This is a genomic window from Cognatishimia sp. WU-CL00825, assembly GCF_040364665.1.
Classification (GTDB): domain Bacteria; phylum Pseudomonadota; class Alphaproteobacteria; order Rhodobacterales; family Rhodobacteraceae; genus Cognatishimia.
Genome location: NZ_BAABWX010000001.1, coordinates 1,861,031 through 1,877,074, shown reverse-complemented (window position 1 = coordinate 1,877,074; position 16,044 = coordinate 1,861,031). Strand labels below are relative to the sequence as shown.

Annotated in this window: 17 protein-coding genes and 1 tRNA gene; 9 read left to right on the top strand and 9 right to left on the bottom strand. The window is 55.1% G+C overall.

Annotated features, from left to right (window positions below):
- The first annotated feature begins 17 nt into the window (after positions 1-17).
- Positions 18-1,037, top strand: coding sequence for a dihydropteroate synthase (gene folP / locus ABXG94_RS09325; RefSeq protein WP_353533719.1), 1,020 nt, complete (start codon positions 18-20; stop codon positions 1,035-1,037).
- Complete coding sequence (gene glmM / locus ABXG94_RS09320; protein ID WP_353533718.1) at positions 1,027-2,370, top strand: phosphoglucosamine mutase; 1,344 nt, start codon at positions 1,027-1,029, stop codon at positions 2,368-2,370. The genes folP and glmM overlap by 11 nt, the downstream gene beginning before the upstream one ends.
- A 6-nt stretch (positions 2,371-2,376) precedes the next feature.
- On the opposite strand, the gene ABXG94_RS09315 is transcribed toward glmM, so the two are convergent.
- Positions 2,377-3,282, bottom strand: a complete 906-nt coding sequence (locus ABXG94_RS09315; RefSeq protein WP_353533716.1) for a DMT family transporter — start codon at positions 3,280-3,282, stop codon at positions 2,377-2,379.
- An 86-nt stretch (positions 3,283-3,368) separates the two neighbouring features.
- A complete protein-coding gene (locus tag ABXG94_RS09310; protein WP_353533714.1) occupies positions 3,369-3,935 on the bottom strand; it encodes a hemerythrin domain-containing protein in 567 nt (188 codons plus the stop codon).
- A gap of 107 nt (positions 3,936-4,042) precedes the next feature.
- On the opposite strand from ABXG94_RS09310, the gene ABXG94_RS09305 reads away from it, so the two are divergent.
- Positions 4,043-4,345: an ArsR/SmtB family transcription factor gene (locus ABXG94_RS09305; protein ID WP_353533712.1), complete on the top strand. Its 303-nt coding sequence runs from the start codon at positions 4,043-4,045 to the stop codon at positions 4,343-4,345.
- A complete protein-coding gene (locus tag ABXG94_RS09300; RefSeq protein WP_353533710.1) occupies positions 4,346-4,792 on the top strand; it encodes an SRPBCC domain-containing protein in 447 nt (148 codons plus the stop codon).
- A gap of 45 nt (positions 4,793-4,837) precedes the next feature.
- On the opposite strand, the gene ABXG94_RS09295 is transcribed toward ABXG94_RS09300, so the two are convergent.
- The 3 genes from ABXG94_RS09295 to ilvC all read right to left on the bottom strand — a co-directional run bounded on the left by ABXG94_RS09295 (position 4,838) and on the right by ilvC (position 8,034).
- Positions 4,838-5,305, bottom strand: coding sequence for a GyrI-like domain-containing protein (locus ABXG94_RS09295; protein WP_353533709.1), 468 nt, complete (start codon positions 5,303-5,305; stop codon positions 4,838-4,840).
- Between the two features lie 251 nt (positions 5,306-5,556).
- The gene (locus tag ABXG94_RS09290) at positions 5,557-6,540 is read right to left on the bottom strand and encodes a nuclear transport factor 2 family protein (RefSeq protein ID WP_353533707.1); all 984 of its coding nucleotides are present in this window, start codon (positions 6,538-6,540) and stop codon (positions 5,557-5,559) included.
- 471 nt (positions 6,541-7,011) lie between these two features.
- A complete protein-coding gene (gene ilvC, locus ABXG94_RS09285; RefSeq protein ID WP_353533706.1) occupies positions 7,012-8,034 on the bottom strand; it encodes a ketol-acid reductoisomerase in 1,023 nt (340 codons plus the stop codon).
- A gap of 129 nt (positions 8,035-8,163) precedes the next feature.
- Here ilvC and ABXG94_RS09280 point away from each other — a divergent pair, with 129 nt between their 5' ends.
- Both ABXG94_RS09280 and ABXG94_RS09275 read left to right on the top strand, forming a co-directional pair.
- A complete protein-coding gene (locus ABXG94_RS09280) occupies positions 8,164-8,619 on the top strand; it encodes an Lrp/AsnC family transcriptional regulator (RefSeq protein WP_353533705.1) in 456 nt (151 codons plus the stop codon).
- The gene (locus tag ABXG94_RS09275; RefSeq protein ID WP_353533703.1) at positions 8,616-9,071 is read left to right on the top strand and encodes an Lrp/AsnC family transcriptional regulator; all 456 of its coding nucleotides are present in this window, start codon (positions 8,616-8,618) and stop codon (positions 9,069-9,071) included. Before ABXG94_RS09280 ends, ABXG94_RS09275 begins: the two co-directional genes overlap by 4 nt.
- Before the next feature lie 94 nt (positions 9,072-9,165).
- Here ABXG94_RS09275 and ABXG94_RS09270 read toward each other — a convergent pair whose 3' ends face one another.
- Both ABXG94_RS09270 and ABXG94_RS09265 read right to left on the bottom strand, forming a co-directional pair.
- Positions 9,166-10,365, bottom strand: a complete 1,200-nt coding sequence (locus tag ABXG94_RS09270; RefSeq protein ID WP_353533701.1) for a UbiH/UbiF family hydroxylase — start codon at positions 10,363-10,365, stop codon at positions 9,166-9,168.
- Positions 10,366-10,441: 76 nt separating this feature from the next.
- Positions 10,442-11,086, bottom strand: coding sequence for a pyrimidine 5'-nucleotidase (locus ABXG94_RS09265; protein ID WP_353533700.1), 645 nt, complete (start codon positions 11,084-11,086; stop codon positions 10,442-10,444).
- Positions 11,087-11,185: 99 nt separating this feature from the next.
- On the opposite strand from ABXG94_RS09265, the gene ABXG94_RS09260 reads away from it, so the two are divergent.
- The gene (locus ABXG94_RS09260) at positions 11,186-11,824 is read left to right on the top strand and encodes a GntR family transcriptional regulator (RefSeq protein WP_353533699.1); all 639 of its coding nucleotides are present in this window, start codon (positions 11,186-11,188) and stop codon (positions 11,822-11,824) included.
- Here ABXG94_RS09260 and ABXG94_RS09255 read toward each other — a convergent pair.
- Positions 11,807-13,702 carry a glycosyltransferase family 2 protein gene (locus tag ABXG94_RS09255; RefSeq protein ID WP_353533698.1) on the bottom strand — a complete coding sequence of 632 codons (1,896 nt, stop codon included), beginning with the start codon at positions 13,700-13,702 and terminating at the stop codon, positions 11,807-11,809. The genes ABXG94_RS09260 and ABXG94_RS09255 overlap by 18 nt on opposite strands.
- A gap of 67 nt (positions 13,703-13,769) precedes the next feature.
- Positions 13,770-14,930: a glutamine-hydrolyzing carbamoyl-phosphate synthase small subunit gene (gene carA, locus ABXG94_RS09250; RefSeq protein ID WP_353533697.1), complete on the bottom strand. Its 1,161-nt coding sequence runs from the start codon at positions 14,928-14,930 to the stop codon at positions 13,770-13,772.
- A 188-nt stretch (positions 14,931-15,118) separates the two neighbouring features.
- Between carA and ABXG94_RS09245 the strand changes: the two genes are divergently transcribed.
- Entirely contained in the window at positions 15,119-15,577 is a 459-nt protein-coding gene (locus tag ABXG94_RS09245; RefSeq protein ID WP_353533695.1) for a GatB/YqeY domain-containing protein, read from the top strand.
- A gap of 214 nt (positions 15,578-15,791) precedes the next feature.
- A tRNA-Gln gene (locus ABXG94_RS09240) sits at positions 15,792-15,866 on the top strand.
- Positions 15,867-16,044 lie beyond the last annotated feature (178 nt).

The window sequence follows — 16,044 nt, the reverse complement described above, 5'->3', positions numbered from 1 at the left end:
TCGCCCATTCAATTGATATGAAAATTTACTATAGAGCCCTTCCGCAGGTTGATATTGCCCGGCCTGACAATGCGATTGATCTGGCCGGTGGCTGGACCTGGTTTACCCAAGTAGAGTGCCTGCAACGCGGCAAGCCCGCGCGTATTGTCGCTGCGCAGGACATTCCGGCTGCGGTACTGAAAACCCTGAGCGCTCCGCGTGCGGATGTGATGGGATTGGCGATGAACACGCCGCAAACCATGGGCATTTTGAACGTAACGCCAGACAGTTTTTCGGACGGTGGGCAGCACAATGCGCCAGAGGCCGCGATTGCGCGCAGTCGTGAAATGGTGGCCCAGGGGGCAACTTTGATTGACGTGGGCGGCGAGTCGACGCGGCCGGGGTCCGGGGTTGTGGCGATTGACGACGAGATCAAGCGCACCGCGCCGGTGATTGAGGCGGTGGCCAAGGCCGCAATTGCGCCGATCAGCATTGATACGCGCAAGGCACCTGTGGCGAAATCAGCCGTGCGAGCGGGGGCTGGGCTGATCAATGACGTGTCTGGTTTTACCTATGACGCGGACCTTGGGCCTTTGGCAGCAAGTCATGCGGTGCCGGTCTGTGTGATGCATGCCCAAGGCGATCCGGCCACGATGCAAGATGATCCGCGGTATGATGATGTGTTGCTGGATGTGTATGATTTTCTGGCAGCCCAAGTCGGCTATTTGATTGGTCTGGGCATTCCGCGTGAACAGATCGTGGTGGACCCTGGCATTGGCTTTGGCAAAACCAACGCGCATAATCTGGCGATATTGGCGCGGCTGAGCCTGTTTCATGCCTTGGGCTGCCCCATTTTGCTCGGGGCGTCGCGCAAGCGGTTCATCGGAACCATTGGCAACGCGCCAGATGCTGGGCAGCGCGTGCCGGGAAGTTTGGCGGTTGCGCTTGCCGGTGTGGCGCAGGGTGCACAATTTTTAAGAGTACATGACGTGGCTGAAACCACGCAGGCCTTGCAGCTTTGGCAGGCTGTGACCAGAGGAGAGTATGATGGCGCGTAAACTATTTGGCACTGATGGGGTCCGAGGGACTGCGAACCTGCATCCGATGACCGCTGAAATGGCGTTGAAAATCGGCGCGGCCGTGGGGCGGTATTTTCGCAATGACGGCAACAATCAGCACCGGGTGGTGATAGGCAAAGACACCCGGCTGTCGGGCTATATGTTTGAAAACGCTCTGACGGCGGGTTTGACTTCGACCGGGATGAACGTGTTTCTACTTGGCCCTGTGCCGACACCTGCGGTGGGGCTTTTGACCACATCGGTGCGCGCGGACCTTGGGGTGATGATTTCCGCCAGTCACAACCATGCGGATGACAATGGCATCAAGTTTTTTGGCCCAGACGGCTTTAAACTGTCTGACGAAGCCGAAGCCGAAATTGAAGCGCTTGTGCTGAGTGGCGTTGAACCGGCGCAAGCCCAAAACATTGGCCGGGCCAAACGGGTGGATGACGGGCGATTCCGCTATATAGAACGGGTCAAAAGCGCTTTGCCATCGGCGTTGCCGTTGCGCGGCCTGAAAGTGGTGATTGATTGCGCCAATGGGGCGGCATATCGGGCTGCACCAGAGGCGCTGTGGGAATTGGGCGCGGATGTTATTCCGGTGGGCGTTGATCCAAATGGGGTCAATATCAACGACAATTGCGGGTCAACCAGCACTCAGACTGCAGCCGAGGCCGTTGTGGCCCATGGGGCAGATGTTGGCATTGCATTGGATGGCGACGCAGATCGCCTGATGATCATAGACGAAAACGGCAGCGTAGCGGATGGCGATCAGCTTATGGCGCTCTTTGCGGATCGGTGGGCACAGGCCGGGCGGTTGAAGGGGGGAGCCTTGGTAGCAACCGTCATGTCAAATCTTGGGCTTGAACGTTTCCTTGTGGGCAAGGGTCTGAAACTAGAGCGCACCGCTGTCGGCGACCGCTATGTTGTGGAACGCATGCGCAAGGGCGGGTTCAACCTGGGCGGCGAGCAATCGGGCCATATTGTGATGACAGATTATGCCACAACCGGCGATGGGTTGTTGGCGGGTTTGCAATTTCTGGCCGCGATGGTGGAGACTGGCAAACCTGCGAGCGCCTTGACCAAAAGCTTTGAAACGGTGCCGCAGCTCTTGCAAAACGTGCGCTATGGCACGGGGCAGAAGCCGCTTGAGGCACCCTCTGTTAAAGCCGCCATTGCGGATGCAGAGGCGCGTTTGAATGGCAGTGGGCGTTTGTTGATCCGCAAGTCCGGCACCGAGCCATTGATCCGGGTGATGGCGGAATGCGAAGACAACGCGCTGTTGCAGGATGTGGTGACCAGCATCGTGGCCGAAGTCAAAGCCAGCGTGTAGTCAGGCCTAGGCTTTGCGGCCAAACAGCCGTCGCAACGCGCCGTATTGGCTAAGGCCAACGCCGCCCAATACCAGCGCCAGCGCGATCAGTAGAGTTGGGGGCAGGGGCTCGCCCAGAATGAGTGCACCCATCAGTACAGCCCAGATCGGAACCTGATAGTTTGTAAGGCTCATGAAAGTTGGCCCTGCTTCGCGCACCACCATGACCCGCAAAATATTGGCGGCGGCGGTGGGGATCAGGCCCAAAACAGCAATGATCACAAAGGTATTTTGATCAACAGCCGGTGGCGGGCCTTCGGCCCAAAAGGCAAGCGGCATGATCACAATGGCCCCAAACCACAAGAGCATCGTCGCCAGACCCACGGAATCGACAGGGGGCAGGCGGCGCACGATGATAGAGCAGCAGGCATAGCTGACTGTGGCCCCCAGAATTGCCAAACGCCCCCAGATTTCCAGTTCTGCGCCGCTGCTTTCAAATGCATTGCCACCAATCAACATGGCCACGCCGATAAAGCCAATGACAAAGCCGCCGACTTTTCGCGGTGACATTCGTTCGCCGGGCACAAAGAAATGGGCAAGCGGCAAAATCATCAGCGCGATGGCGGTCATGCAAATGCCGGTAAAGCCCGAGGTGACATATTGCTGCCCCCAGCTGATAAGGAAAAACGGCAACGCAGAGCTGCCGATGCTGGCGATTGCCAAGGGTCCGTAGGCCTTTTTGTCGTGAAACAAGCGAAAGCCGCGAAACCCCCAAAAGACGGTCAAAAGCAAGGTGGCAAAGCCGATGCGCGATGCGGCCAGCCAAACCGGGGTGATGCCGTCGAGCGCCAGCTCGATCAAAAGAAATGTCGATCCCCAAACAAAACCCAAAGTGGCGATCATCGCCCAATGCCGACCGGAAATCTCTTGCATGTCATGTCCTCGCTTGGCGGCACTTGACCCCGCCATGCGGTCAGGGTCAACGCCTAAAGCTGAGATGCGGATCAAACTTTAAATGTTTATCCACGTAATTTGTGATGCAGAATAATCGGCACCACAAGATCTTCTTCGTCCGCCAGATGCCGGGTTAGAAACCGGCCTATGGCTTGGGTATTGGCCAGAATTGCGGGCAATTCGTTTTCCGCGTCTTTTGGCGACAAATCCGACAGTTTAAGATACCTGTTGGCATTGCGCGTCAGGTTATCAAGCAGGCCGTCCATCTCTACGTGGTCGCTTTCCAGCATCTCCAAGCCGCGCTCAAACCTGTCATCGGCAGCCTGCAGTTCCGGGAAGAACGAATGATCTTCCCAGCCGTGATGGCCGTGCAAGTTACCAATTAATTGGTTGCCATAATGGCCCAAACGCGCCGCAAACCGCTCTGGATCTGTTTGCTTGTCCAGGATGCCTTTTGTGTCGGCCTCTAAGATTTCGGCCAGTTTTCTAAACATTTGATGCGCGCGCATCCAGTTTTGGGTGGCGCGCGCGAAATTCGGGTGACCCGGCCATGCGTCGCGCGGGTAGTCCCGAAGCAGGAGCTGCATGTCTTGGGGCAGCCCCTGTCTGACGTTGATGTCATAGTGTGTCATGCGTCCTAGATCGGAGAGGGCAGCTGACATTGCAATATTGGGCACTGTGCGATGGCGAACTGACCCTGTGCGATTGACAGAGTGTAAGTTATTACTTACGGTAAGTTATGACTTACCAAGAATCACTTGTGGCGCTTTCAGATGACACGCGCCGCCAAATTTATGAACGCATCATACGTGCGCCCGCGCCTGTTGGGATAATCGCGCAGGGGTTCCCAGTGAGCCGCCCAGCGATTTCGCAACATCTGAAAGTTCTATCAGATGCGGGTTTGGTCGTGGTTCAGCAAAAGGGCAATCGGCGTATCTATTCCGCTGACCCGCAAGGCTTGGTTGCGCTGCGGCAGTATTTGGATGGGCTTTGGGGGGACGTTCTGACAGCCTTTTCTGACAGTTTCAAAGAGGATATTTAGATGACAGAAGCGATTGTAAAAACCGTGACCGTGCCCGTGACGCCGGCGCGTGCCTTTACCCGATTTACCAACGAAATCATGGGCTGGTGGCCGATCGACAAACACTCGGTTTCTGCAGGGGCGGGCAAGATCCCGCAAAAGGTGGTAATAGAGCCGGGTTTGGGCGGCGCGGTCTATGAGATCAAGCACGATGGCGAACGCTGTGAATGGGGACAGGTCACCAAATGGTCAGAGCCAGACGGGTTCACAATGACCTGGCATCCGGGGCAGTCTATGGACACGGCAACGCAGCTGACCATGCGCTTTGACGCCGCCACAGATGGCACTTTGGTGACATTGACCCACAGCGGTTGGGCGGCCTTGGCGGAACGTGCCGCTGACATGCGCGCCCATTACAGCAGCGGATGGGACCATGTGCTTGCCGATTGTTACGCCGGAAGGCTTTAGTGCCAAACCTGTAACGCCCGCTTGATTGCGCGGTGGCCTTATGACCTAGGCCAACGCGTGATAGACCTCTGTGCGCAGCGCTTGGGGTGCGGTTTCCTCAGGATCGTCGATATAGATTTCCCACACCGGCATGACATTGCTTAGGCCTTCGGCCTTGGCGTGGCCCCAGATAGCTCCATGGGTTTTGTTCAGCTCGGGATATGGTCCAACATGAATTGCATGTAGGGCTTTGCCTTTGGGCAATTGGTCCGCTTTTACATCGCCACTGGCTTTGGAGGCATCCTCTTGGGTCACAAGAAAACCAGAGCGAAATGTCATCTGTTCACCGGGCATTTCTGTATAGACCGTCATCGGGGCGCTAAGCGGGGTAATGCCGTTTTGTTGCAAAAATCCAAAGGCTTGGCCAAACCCGGCCCCCATGGCCTTGGCGATGGCAGCTCCATCCATCATCGGTGCTGATCCGTCGATATAGATGTAATGCTGGGCTTCAAATTCGCGGGTTTCTATATCCATTTTGCTCTCTCCCTAATAAATTCTGGATCAAGCCTAGCCCAGCGGCACATTTTCTCAAAATGATATGGGGACGAAAGGTGGTTGGGGATTAGCTTTGATGCGCAGGAAACAAGTTGATCAGATGACAGCTGTGCGGACAAAACTGCTATTGCCCAAAGCAATTCGAATGTCCGCAATGACTGCAGACATTCTGATGTTTAATACGAAAGCATTCCCTCAAAAGTCAGCAAAGTAGTCCAGTGGTACTCATCCTAGGAACCTTGCCAGTGTGGTAACGGATCATATCCCAGCTGCAGCAAAACATGCGGGACATCAACAAACACCCAGTTCTCGACAAGCAGCTCGTTTTCCCGCCGCCACCAGTCACAGACACGCATGAATACCCGCTCTTTCGTGGGGCCTTGCCCTAGGAATGGCTTCACGTTGACACCGGTTAGGGATGGCCAACCGCCCGAGCACGTATAATTTCCGTCACCATATCTTGTGAAGTGGTTGGTCATCCCATTGCCCTTGGACCCGCCTGACCATCCGTCAAATTGGGACTCGAATGGAACCTGAAACGATGCAAATTCCTCAATGCCTACAAAACTTCCAAAGGCGCCCGGACCGTACCACATCATATTGTCGTGCCAATAAGGTCGCCATGCTTCGTCCTTGGTTGCAAGTTCTGTGAGCATATCCGTCACGATCTGATAACTGCGTTGGCCCTCGGCTGGATCGGGTTCATTCGTGATGACGCCGTCTTTGCTCGCCGGTCCTTGGATCAACCCAGTATAGCCGCGCGACAGACCCGGCCCAATGGGCAGCGGCCATTGATTGCAGGCGATCATCAATTCCGGGATGTCGAGGTAGATATAGCTTTCGACCGCTTTTCCGTTCTCAATACGGTGAAATTCACCATAACGCAGATAGCTGAGCGTGCCGGTTGCCTTGAGGCCGATCCAGTCTTGCGCAAAGCGCCCTACGTAGTAGCCCGTGGAACTGATCCAATCTTGCCCATCAAATTGGCCAGCCATGAAAATGTCGTCGCGCCTGTAAAGCCCCTCGAACGAGTGTTGTAACGGACGCAGGAATTTTTCGAGGTACGTGTCTGCCCCTTGCAGTTCATTGAACGGGTGGACAACGTTGATGTTGGCGTCTGCAGCAAAGAATGCGGCAACTGCGCCAGAAAAATTGTTTGGATGCTTGAGTGCCTCTGCGTACCGCAGATAGAGTGAACGGTCATGTGATGACATGATACTTCCTTTTGAATGCTTGATGTGGTGGGTCGGGTTACTTGTGACCTGGACCCGCACGCATTCTGGAAAAAGGAATGCGACCCGGACGCTTTGACCGAACGGCCAGCAAACGCATGGTTGCGTTCTTGGCGGATGATTGCATCGATTGAAGGCTCTTTGATCCCATACTGTGACCGTAAAGTTTTCGATGCGACAGGCAAGAGGAAACCAGCGTTTTACGGCAGCGCTTCCAAAAGAGAGGAAGCCGAATAGGCGTGAGCCCTGTTTAGAAGCCTTGATCTTGCAAAATGACACCAAACAAAGCCGACTTTCGTGCGACTTGCAGCATCGGTTGTTTTGGGCTCGAAGTTGCCATTGCGCTATGGGTTGCCGAGAAACAGCCCATCCAGCGGAACCCTTAAGCCGACATTAGACAAAAAAACGCCCCGCTAGATGGCGGGGCGTTCAATTCAGACCAAGCTATGAAGCTTAGTTCTTGGCTTTATCAACCATTTTACCGGCAGAGATCCAAGGCATCATGTCGCGTAGTTTCTTACCAACCACTTCGATCTGGTGCTCGTCGTTTGCACGACGGGATGCTTTGATGGTTGGCTGACCAACCGCGTTTTCCAGCATGAAGTCGCGCACGAATTTACCAGACTGAATGTCTGCCAAAGATTCTTTCATGGCTTTCTTGGTGGCGTCGTATGGCAGGATGCGTGGGCCGGTGACGTATTGGCCGTATTCTGCAGTGTTAGAGATCGAGTAATCCATATTGGCGATGCCGCCTTCATAGATCAGGTCCACGATCAGCTTGGTTTCGTGCAGGCACTCAAAATAGGCCATTTCAGGCGCGTAGCCGGCTTCGACCAGCGTTTCAAAACCACAACGGATCAGTTCAACGATACCGCCGCACAGAACCGCTTGTTCGCCGAACAGGTCAGTTTCGCACTCTTCGCGGAAGTTGGTTTCGATGATGCCAGAGCGACCGCCACCGATGGCAGAGCAATAGGACAGACCGATTTCAAGCGCTTTACCTGTCGCGTCTTCGTTGACCGCAACCAAGCAAGGCACGCCGCCGCCTTTGGTGTATTCGCCACGCACAGTGTGACCCGGGCCTTTAGGTGCCATCATGATCACGTCGACGCCTTCTTTTGGCTCAATCAGGCCAAAGTGAACGTTCAAACCGTGCGCGAATGCAATCGCAGACCCCGGTTTGATGTTGTCGTGTACGTATTTCTTATATGTTTCTGCCTGAAGCTCATCTGGCATTGTGAACATGATCACGTCACACCATGCGGCCGCTTCAGCGATGCCCATAACTTGCAGGCCTTCGCCTTCGGCTTTTTTCGCAGAGGCAGAGCCTTCGCGCAGAGCAACAACAAGGTTTTTCGCACCAGAGTCGCGCAGGTTCAGCGCGTGTGCGTGGCCTTGGGAGCCATAGCCCAGGATGGCGACTTTTTTGTCTTTGATCAGGTTAATATCGCAATCGCGGTCGTAATAAACGCGCATGTCAGCGTCCTTTCAATGTTGTTTGCGGCGAATATAGATAGATTGGCGCGAAGTGCGAGAGCTTATTGAATGTATTTTGCCCGAATAATGCCATTTCTATTCGTCAAAATTTTATATATTGATCTTTTCATGCTTGATGATCTGGATCGGCGCATTCTGCGTCATATGCAAAACGACCCCGACCGCGCGTTGCCTGATTTGGCCGCGCAAATTGGCCTGACCAGCACCCGCCTGTCGCGGCGGCTGGATAAGCTGCGCGAGGGGGGAGTGCTACGCGGCGTGTGCGCGGTGATTGACTGGCGGGCCCTGGGCTATGAGGTTGAAGTCAGTCTGCGCGTGACGTTGGACAAAACCCAGACGCGGGCGTTTGACGACTTTATCGAGGCAGCGCGTGCAATTGCCGAGGTGATCGAAATTCAAACCTTTTTGGGGCGGGTGGATGTGCGGCTTTCGGTGATTGCGCGCGACATGGCGCATTATCAGGAAATCTATCGCCGCCATATTCTGGCATTGCCTCATATTGCCGATATCGAGGCTTTGATGCATGTGGCCCGCATCAAAGCGGACGAAAGCCTGCCTATATGATTGCTTTGGATGACATAGATCGGCAAATCCTGAAGGCTCTGGCGCTGAATGCGCGTCAGAATGCGGGCGCGTTGGGGCGGCGCTTTGGTCTTAGCCAACCGGCGACCTGGCGTCGCATCAAACGACTGCAAGAGGCGGGGGTGGTTTCGGGCCACAAACTGGATCTGGATGCCGAGAAACTGGGTTTTGGTGTCACGGTTTTTCTCGGTGTGAAACTGGCCACCAAAGGCCGGGTGAGCTTGGAGGATTTTGAGCGCGCAGTGGCGGCAATCCCCGAAGTGCAGACCGTCGAACATGTACTGGGCATGTATGACTATCGGTTGCGGGTCACGGCACGCGACATTTCTGATTTTGAACGCGTGCTGCGCCGCCGCGTGATGACATTGCCCGGCATTGGCGATGTCGAAGCCAATGTGCTTTTATCAGACGAACGCCGCCCCGGACCGCTTTAACGCCTATTCATCTTTCAAAAAATACTCTGGGGGAGACGTTGAAATGCAATTTCAACGTTGGGGGCAAAGCCCCTATGAAAAACCGATCAATCACTCAGCGCGCACCAAGCCCCATTTGCATCAGCATTTTGCGCACCGGGGCCATGCCATAAAGCGCATTTAGCCCAAGAGCGCGTATATTGCGCAGCGCGGGCTGCTCGACCATCGAGGCCCGGTTTAACAAGTCGATGCCTTTGACGCGCAAGCGGACCTCGGACATGCGTTTTTTCTGATACGTCTCAAGCATTTCGGCGCTGCCAAGATCGCCGGGTGTTGCCTTGGCCAGATCCAGCAGAATTTGCATATCTCCCAACGAGGTATTCAGGCCCTGCGCGCCAATGGGTGGCACCACATGTGCTGCTTCGGCCACCAATGCCACGCGCTGCGCGGTCAAACGATCTGCCAACTGGCTGATGATTGGCCAGATTGTGCGTTGCGAGGCCAAATTGAGCGGCCCATAAAGGCCACAACTGCGTTCGGTCATCGCAGCCTCTAGGGCCGTGTCGTCCAGCTCAAACAAGGCATTTGCGGTGGCGGCGCGTTCCATCCATACAAGCGCCGAAGAAGGCATGCCGTTGTAATCTGGCAAGGGCACCAAGGTGAAGGGGCCGCCGCTGCGATGGATTTCGGTCGAAACATTTTCATGTGGGATCGGATGAGTGACCGCCAGTGCCAGCGCCTTTTGGCCATAGCGCGTGGTCTTTACCCCAATCCCGGCTGCTTCGCGTATCTTTGAATTGCGTCCATCAGCGGCGATAACCAATTTGCAGCGGCTTGTGCTGCCATCACTCAGGCGCACGGTTGCCTCGTTTGTGCGGGTGAACAATTCGCTGGTGGCAACGCCAAGGCGCAGATCGACGTTGTGCAGGGTTTGTAAATGGGCGATGAACTCGCGGCGCAACAGCCAATTGGGAAGGTTCCATCCAAAGGGTTGCTCTGAAATATCTTTGGCATCAAAGTCTTTGACCAAGCGGGCCTTTGGTTCAGGTCCGCCAGCATCGACAATGCGCATGATTTGCAGCGGGGCGGCATGAGCGGCCAGCGCCTTCCAAAGGCCTGCTTGCTCTAAAAGTTTTTGTGCCGGTTGCAAAAACGCTGTGGTGCGCAGATCAGCCCCGGCGCGATCGCGCTGCGTGACGGGCGGGGCAGGGTCGACAACCTGTACTTTAAACCCAGCAGCCCCAAAGGCCGCTGCTGCTGTCAGCCCAGCGATTCCGCCTCCGGAAATCACGATGTCAAACACAGCTTTGACCATTGCGGCACCTTTTTTTTCCTACGCAGCATATACGCCCAGAACCCGGAAGTTCCAAGCACCAAACGCGTGATTTGCCTTAGACAAGTTGCCGCAAAAAGCCCGTCAGATCATCCGTGTGATGATGGATATGCTGCGCTGTCACAGGGGCGGGGGCCACATGCACTGTGCGCAATCCCATGTCATGTGGGGCTTGCAGGTTGCGGTGGTCATCTTCAAACATCGCGGCCTGTTCGGTCCGCAGCCCATCTGCTGTGAAAATCGCATCAAAAGCGGCCCGTTCAGGTTTGGGCAAATAGCCCGCGTGCTCAATGCCATAAACCGCGTCAAATAGCGGGCTGAGCCCCCGGGCATCCAGTACGTTTTCCGCATAGGGGGCCGTGCCATTTGTATAGACGATCTTGCGTCCGGGCAGGGCGGAAATATAGGCGATCAAATCCGGGTCGGGTGTGAGGTTTTCAAACGAAATATCATGCACATCTTGCAGGTATGGCACCGGATCAACATCGTGCTCGCGCATGAGGCCGGAAAGGGTTGTGCCATAGGTATGCCAGTATTCCGTGCGCAGTTTGTTGGCGATGTCACGCGGCACGGAAAGCGCCCCCATCACATATTGGGTCATGCGTTGTTCTATCTGGGCAAACAGATTGACCTCGGGTGGGTACAGGGTGTTGTCCAGGTCAAAAACCCAGGTTGTGACATGTGAGAAGCTTGATTTGACCATGGGTGCAAGCTAGGCCGAATGCTGGGTAAGTCAATGCTTGGCTTGCATGTTTTGCAGACTGGTGCATAGTCTGGTCGCCAATCCCTAGGAGAGTTCAGAATGAGCCAACCGCGCGCACAGAACAAAGATGCTTATACTCTGATCCTTGAGGCGATTGACGTTGGGGTCTATCGACCGGGGGATCGGTTGGTGGAAAGCGATCTGGCAGAGCGCTTTGGCGTGTCGCGCACACCGATCCGCGAGGCTTTGCAGCGGCTCGAAACGCAGTCACTTTTGGCCCGTGACGGGCGCAGCCTGATTGTTGCGTCGCTGGACCATAATCAAATGTCAGAGTTGTATGCGGTGCGCAGTGAACTTGAGGGTCTGGCAGCCCGGCTGGCCGCGCGCCATGCAACCCCTGAAGAAGTGCGCGTGTTAAACGAGATGGTCACAGCAGACGTTGGTCTGATTGGCGACCCAAATGCCCTAGCACGCGCAAATCGGCGGTTTCACCGGATGATCCATCTGGCGTCCCATAACCGCTATTTGGTGCAGCAATTGGATCTGGTGCATCGGTCAATGGCGTTGATGGCAACGACGTCCTTGGCGGTGGAAGGACGGGGTGAGGTCGCGTTGGCAGAACATGCGGCCATTGTGCGTGCCATTGACGCGCGGGACGAAGATGGCGCTGATAACGCATTGAAAACACACATTTCTCAGGCCTTTGAGACCAGGCTAAAGCTAAGCGCTGACGGCTGAGAATTGCGCAGATTGCCCCTCTGGCGTTTTGCCATGGGCGGTTTTGTCCCAATAAAATGGCTTTACCACCAACTCGTATAGCCCTTTGTAAAGGCCAAAGGTGGCCAGTGGGAAATAGACTGGCAATGTGATGGCCCAGGCCATCAGCCCACGCCGGTTTTGTCCGCGCATCGAAATGACCGCCAGAGCAATATCCAAGATAGCAACCGCTATGAAGAGCGCTGCGGTACCGGTGCGGGCGGCAAAGGGCATCGCGTCAAGCCACGGCACAGAAACGCCGTACATCAAAAGCCAAAAGCTCCAGATGATGGGGGCCAGCATGAAATGGGACAGGGTGGTGGCAAAAATCAGGTTAAAACCGATGAATTTACGGGCCCCAAGTTCGCGCCATAACAGAAGGGGGCGGCGCATATGCACCAAATAGGTGACCATATATCCCTTGAGCCAGCGCGAGCGTTGCTTGATCCAAGGACCCAGATGACAGTTGGCCTCTTCTTGTGTGACCGTGAATGCCAGTTCGGTGCGATAGCCATAGCGGTTAAGTCGAATGCCCAGATCTGCGTCTTCGGTGACATTGTGGGCGTCCCAGCGCCCGACCTCTTCGATCACATCGCGCCGCAGAAATAGCGTTGTTCCACCAAGCGGTATCGCCGATCCCAACTGTGACATGCCGCGTAAAACCACCCGAAACCACATGGAATATTCCAGTGTAAAGCAGCGCGACATCCAGTTGGTATAGGGGTTGTAGTAATCAAGCACGCCTTGCAGGCAGGCGACGTCTGGATCAGCCTGTGCAAAATGTGCGGCGATGGTTTGTAGCTGGTCGGGCGCAGGCGCGTCTTCGGCGTCCCAGATACCAATAATGTCACCGCGACAGTAATCGAGCGCGAAATTCAGTGCGCGTGGTTTGGTCGTTAGCCCTGATCCCTCGGGCACCTCGATGACCCGCATCCAGCGCGGTAGTTTTGTAACCGAAAGCGTGGTCTTGGTAAGCGTATCCTTTTGTTCCAAAACAAGAATAACGTCCAACAGCGCCTTGGGGTATGTCAGCAACGATAGTCTGCGCACCAATGCTTGGGCGATGTCGCGTTCGTGAAATAGCGGCACCAAAACAGAGATGCGCGGCAAGCGACTAAGCGGCGGCACTTCGGGCCTTGGGGTGTGATGCTGAAATTTTTGACTGGCCAACAGAGCGGAGAATTTCATCAAAGAAGCGCTAAGTTGCGTGATAACGGCGATGCCGATTGCAGTTAGAAAGGCGATGCGAAGATCAAGCACCATCAAGGTCAGGATCATCAGGCAGATCGCAGCGCAGAAGCCATAGCGCAAGGCAGGGGATTGGCCCCAGCCACGGCAGCTTTGGGAAAGTGGCACGCGGGTTTCGGTGCGATCGGTCAAAACCCGGCGATGTATCTGGCTGACATAGGTCTGAATTTGCGCCTCGCTGGTGATGGCCATCATGATACCAGAGGGCCCAGAGGGCAATTCGGGTCGCAATTTCTCAAAATCTTCGGGGCGGCTGGTGGCAAATATTAGCAACCCATTCATGCTGATCCAGGGTACAACCGCATGTTTTAAGCAAAACTCTGGGGACAAAAGCCCTTGGAGGCGACGGTCCGGAGGGGCGGACACAAGATCAACCTGTTGCGCGCCAAAATACCAGGCGCGGGCCGCAAGCGCCTGTGCATCGGAAATCCAGCCGCGCGACAATAAGATATCTGTCACCGTGGCATTCCAGTGTTTTTCACGTTGCATGGCAAACAACAGCTGCCACGACGTGATGATCCCGGATTCCAGCAGCAAACGGCCAATGCAGGTTTGGCTGTCCCGGTCCTGTGCGGCCACAGGTTCAAATAGGCGGATCCGTGGATCGCTCATGCAATTGCCCCCCAGCGTTCAGTTGAAGCTGGGGGGCAAAAGTTAAAACAGTGTTAAGTTTTGGGCTTTAGGCCGATTTGCGATCTGCCATATAGCCAGCAAACCGTTCAAACAGGTAAAAGCTGTCTTGCGGGCCGGGGCTGGCTTCGGGGTGGTGCTGTACGGAAAACACCGGGCGATCTGCAATGCGAATGCCACAGTTAGAACCATCAAACAGCGAAGTGTGGGTTTCAACCACACCTTCTGGCAGGGTCTGGGAATCCACCGCAAAACCGTGGTTCATCGAAGTGATTTCCACTTTGCCGGTTTCATGATCTTTTACGGGGTGGTTGGCCCCGTGGTGGCCGTGGTTCATCTTGATGGTTTTAGCGCCAAGCGCCAATGCCAGCATTTGGTGACCAAGACAAATGCCAAACACTGGCAAATCTGCTTTCAAGATGTCTTGGATCATTGGCACAGCATATGTGCCGGTTGCCGCGGGGTCCCCTGGACCGTTGGATAGAAAGACCCCATCAGGCTTATGCGCAAGAATGTCTTGGGCAGTGGCGGACGCTGGCAAAACAGTCACATCGCAGTCAACCGAGGCAAGGCAGCGCAGAATGTTGCGCTTTGCGCCAAAATCTATGGCAACAACTTTGTATTTCGGGTCGTCTTGAACGCTATAGCCGTCCGGCCATGCCCAGCGTTTTTCGTTCCAGCGATAGCTTTGGGCACAGGTGACTTCTTTGGCAAGATCCAAACCTTCGAGGCCAGAAAAGGCCCGCGCTTTGGCCACAAGTTCGGCGATGTCAAATTTGCCTTCAGGGTTGTGGGCCAAAGCGACATGCGGCGAGCCTTGGGCGCGAATGGCGCGGGTCAGGCGGCGGGTGTCTACGCCACCAATGGCGATGCGATTGCGCGAGGCCAACCATTGTGGCAAGTCGCCAGACGAGCGCCAGTTTGACGGTTCTGTTGGGTCCCATTTCACCACCATGCCTGCGGCCACTGGGTCGGCTGTTTCATCATCTTCGGATGTCACGCCGGTGTTGCCGATATGGGGGAAGGTAAAGGTGACCACCTGACCAGCATAAGACGGATCGGTCATGATTTCCTGATAGCCTGTCATCGCTGTGTTAAAACAAAGCTCTGCGACTGTTTCGCCGACGGCCCCAAAACCTCGGCCATAGAAAATCGTTCCGTCAGCAAGGGCAAGGCAAGCGGTGGGGGTGTTGTTTGACACCTGGGTCATGGCAGCGACTCTCCGGGAGGATGGACAAATTGTCGGGAAACTAAGGCCCAGGGGCCGCGAGGTCAAGGGCATGTGGTTGAGCGAAAATTTAGGATTTTCAATATCTTAACATTTTTTCTCTGCGGTTGCGCACCGACAGGTAATTCATTATGGTCCAAGCCTCTATGTGAGAATGGGAAAATGTGCTGATGACTCTGCGTGCAAATATCACGGATGCCTTGAAACAGGCGATGAAAGACAGGGCCGCGGATCGGCTGTCAACTTTGCGATTGGTCAGTGCGGCGATCAAAGATATGGACATTGCTTTGCGCGGCGAAGGGCGCGACGATGGCGCAAGCGAAGCAGATGTTTTGCAAATCCTGTCAAAGATGGTGAAGCAACGTCAGGAAAGTGCGCGCACTTACGAAGAAGGCGGGCGGCTGGATCTGGCAGAGCGCGAGACCAACGAAATCACGATCATCGAAGAATTTCTGCCCAAAAAGCTTACAGATGATGAAGTGTCCGCAGCGATTGATGCGGCGATCTCTGAGGTTGGGGCCTCGTCCATTCGCGATATGGGTAAAATCATGGGGGCCCTAAAGAGCAAATACACCGGGCAAATGGATTTTGGCCGTGTTGGGGCCTTGGTCAAAGACCGTCTGAACTAGGTTATTCTATTATTCCAACTGCTTAGGGGGTTGGGAAATTGGATTCCACTTACATAACCGCGGTTACAACAAGGGCCTTTGGGCCCTTTTTTCGGGTTTTTGGCTGATTTTCCGCGCCGCAAAACAGCGGTTCAGAAAAAATCAAAATTCTGCAAAAAAATTGCTTTTCGGGTCTTGCGCAGCATTACGACAAGTCGTATTCACGCCCCACAGTTGGGGTGTAGCCAAGTGGTAAGGCAACGCTTTTTGGTAGCGTGCACCGTAGGTTCGAATCCTACCACCCCAGCCATTAATCACAAACATTGCAGAATAAGACGCCATGGGCCACAGCGGGCCCCGGAATGCCCCGGTTTATGCCCCAGTGCGGGTGTCAGGGGAGGAGCGGTTAGCCGGTGTAATCTGACGGGTGCTAGAGGGCTCTCTAGGCGGAGGGGTTATTAGGCCAGGGGAATAGGTATAAGTAATGA

Coding starts and splice junctions, on each gene's coding strand:
- glmM (WP_353533718.1), top strand. CDS start 1,027: ATGGCGCGTAAACTATTTGGCACTGATGGGGTCCGAGGGACTGCGAAC.
- ABXG94_RS09295 (WP_353533709.1), bottom strand. CDS start 5,305: ATGGATATAGAAACCCGCGAATTTGAAGCCCAGCATTACATCTATATC.
- ABXG94_RS09275 (WP_353533703.1), top strand. CDS start 8,616: ATGATTGCTTTGGATGACATAGATCGGCAAATCCTGAAGGCTCTGGCG.
- folP (WP_353533719.1), top strand. CDS start 18: ATGAAAATTTACTATAGAGCCCTTCCGCAGGTTGATATTGCCCGGCCT.
- ABXG94_RS09315 (WP_353533716.1), bottom strand. CDS start 3,282: ATGCAAGAGATTTCCGGTCGGCATTGGGCGATGATCGCCACTTTGGGT.
- ABXG94_RS09245 (WP_353533695.1), top strand. CDS start 15,119: ATGACTCTGCGTGCAAATATCACGGATGCCTTGAAACAGGCGATGAAA.
- ABXG94_RS09310 (WP_353533714.1), bottom strand. CDS start 3,935: ATGACACACTATGACATCAACGTCAGACAGGGGCTGCCCCAAGACATG.
- ABXG94_RS09280 (WP_353533705.1), top strand. CDS start 8,164: ATGCTTGATGATCTGGATCGGCGCATTCTGCGTCATATGCAAAACGAC.
- ABXG94_RS09260 (WP_353533699.1), top strand. CDS start 11,186: ATGAGCCAACCGCGCGCACAGAACAAAGATGCTTATACTCTGATCCTT.
- ABXG94_RS09300 (WP_353533710.1), top strand. CDS start 4,346: ATGACAGAAGCGATTGTAAAAACCGTGACCGTGCCCGTGACGCCGGCG.
- ABXG94_RS09270 (WP_353533701.1), bottom strand. CDS start 10,365: ATGGTCAAAGCTGTGTTTGACATCGTGATTTCCGGAGGCGGAATCGCT.
- ABXG94_RS09305 (WP_353533712.1), top strand. CDS start 4,043: ATGACTTACCAAGAATCACTTGTGGCGCTTTCAGATGACACGCGCCGC.
- carA (WP_353533697.1), bottom strand. CDS start 14,930: ATGACCCAGGTGTCAAACAACACCCCCACCGCTTGCCTTGCCCTTGCT.
- ABXG94_RS09290 (WP_353533707.1), bottom strand. CDS start 6,540: ATGTCATCACATGACCGTTCACTCTATCTGCGGTACGCAGAGGCACTC.
- ilvC (WP_353533706.1), bottom strand. CDS start 8,034: ATGCGCGTTTATTACGACCGCGATTGCGATATTAACCTGATCAAAGAC.
- ABXG94_RS09265 (WP_353533700.1), bottom strand. CDS start 11,086: ATGGTCAAATCAAGCTTCTCACATGTCACAACCTGGGTTTTTGACCTG.
- ABXG94_RS09255 (WP_353533698.1), bottom strand. CDS start 13,702: ATGAGCGATCCACGGATCCGCCTATTTGAACCTGTGGCCGCACAGGAC.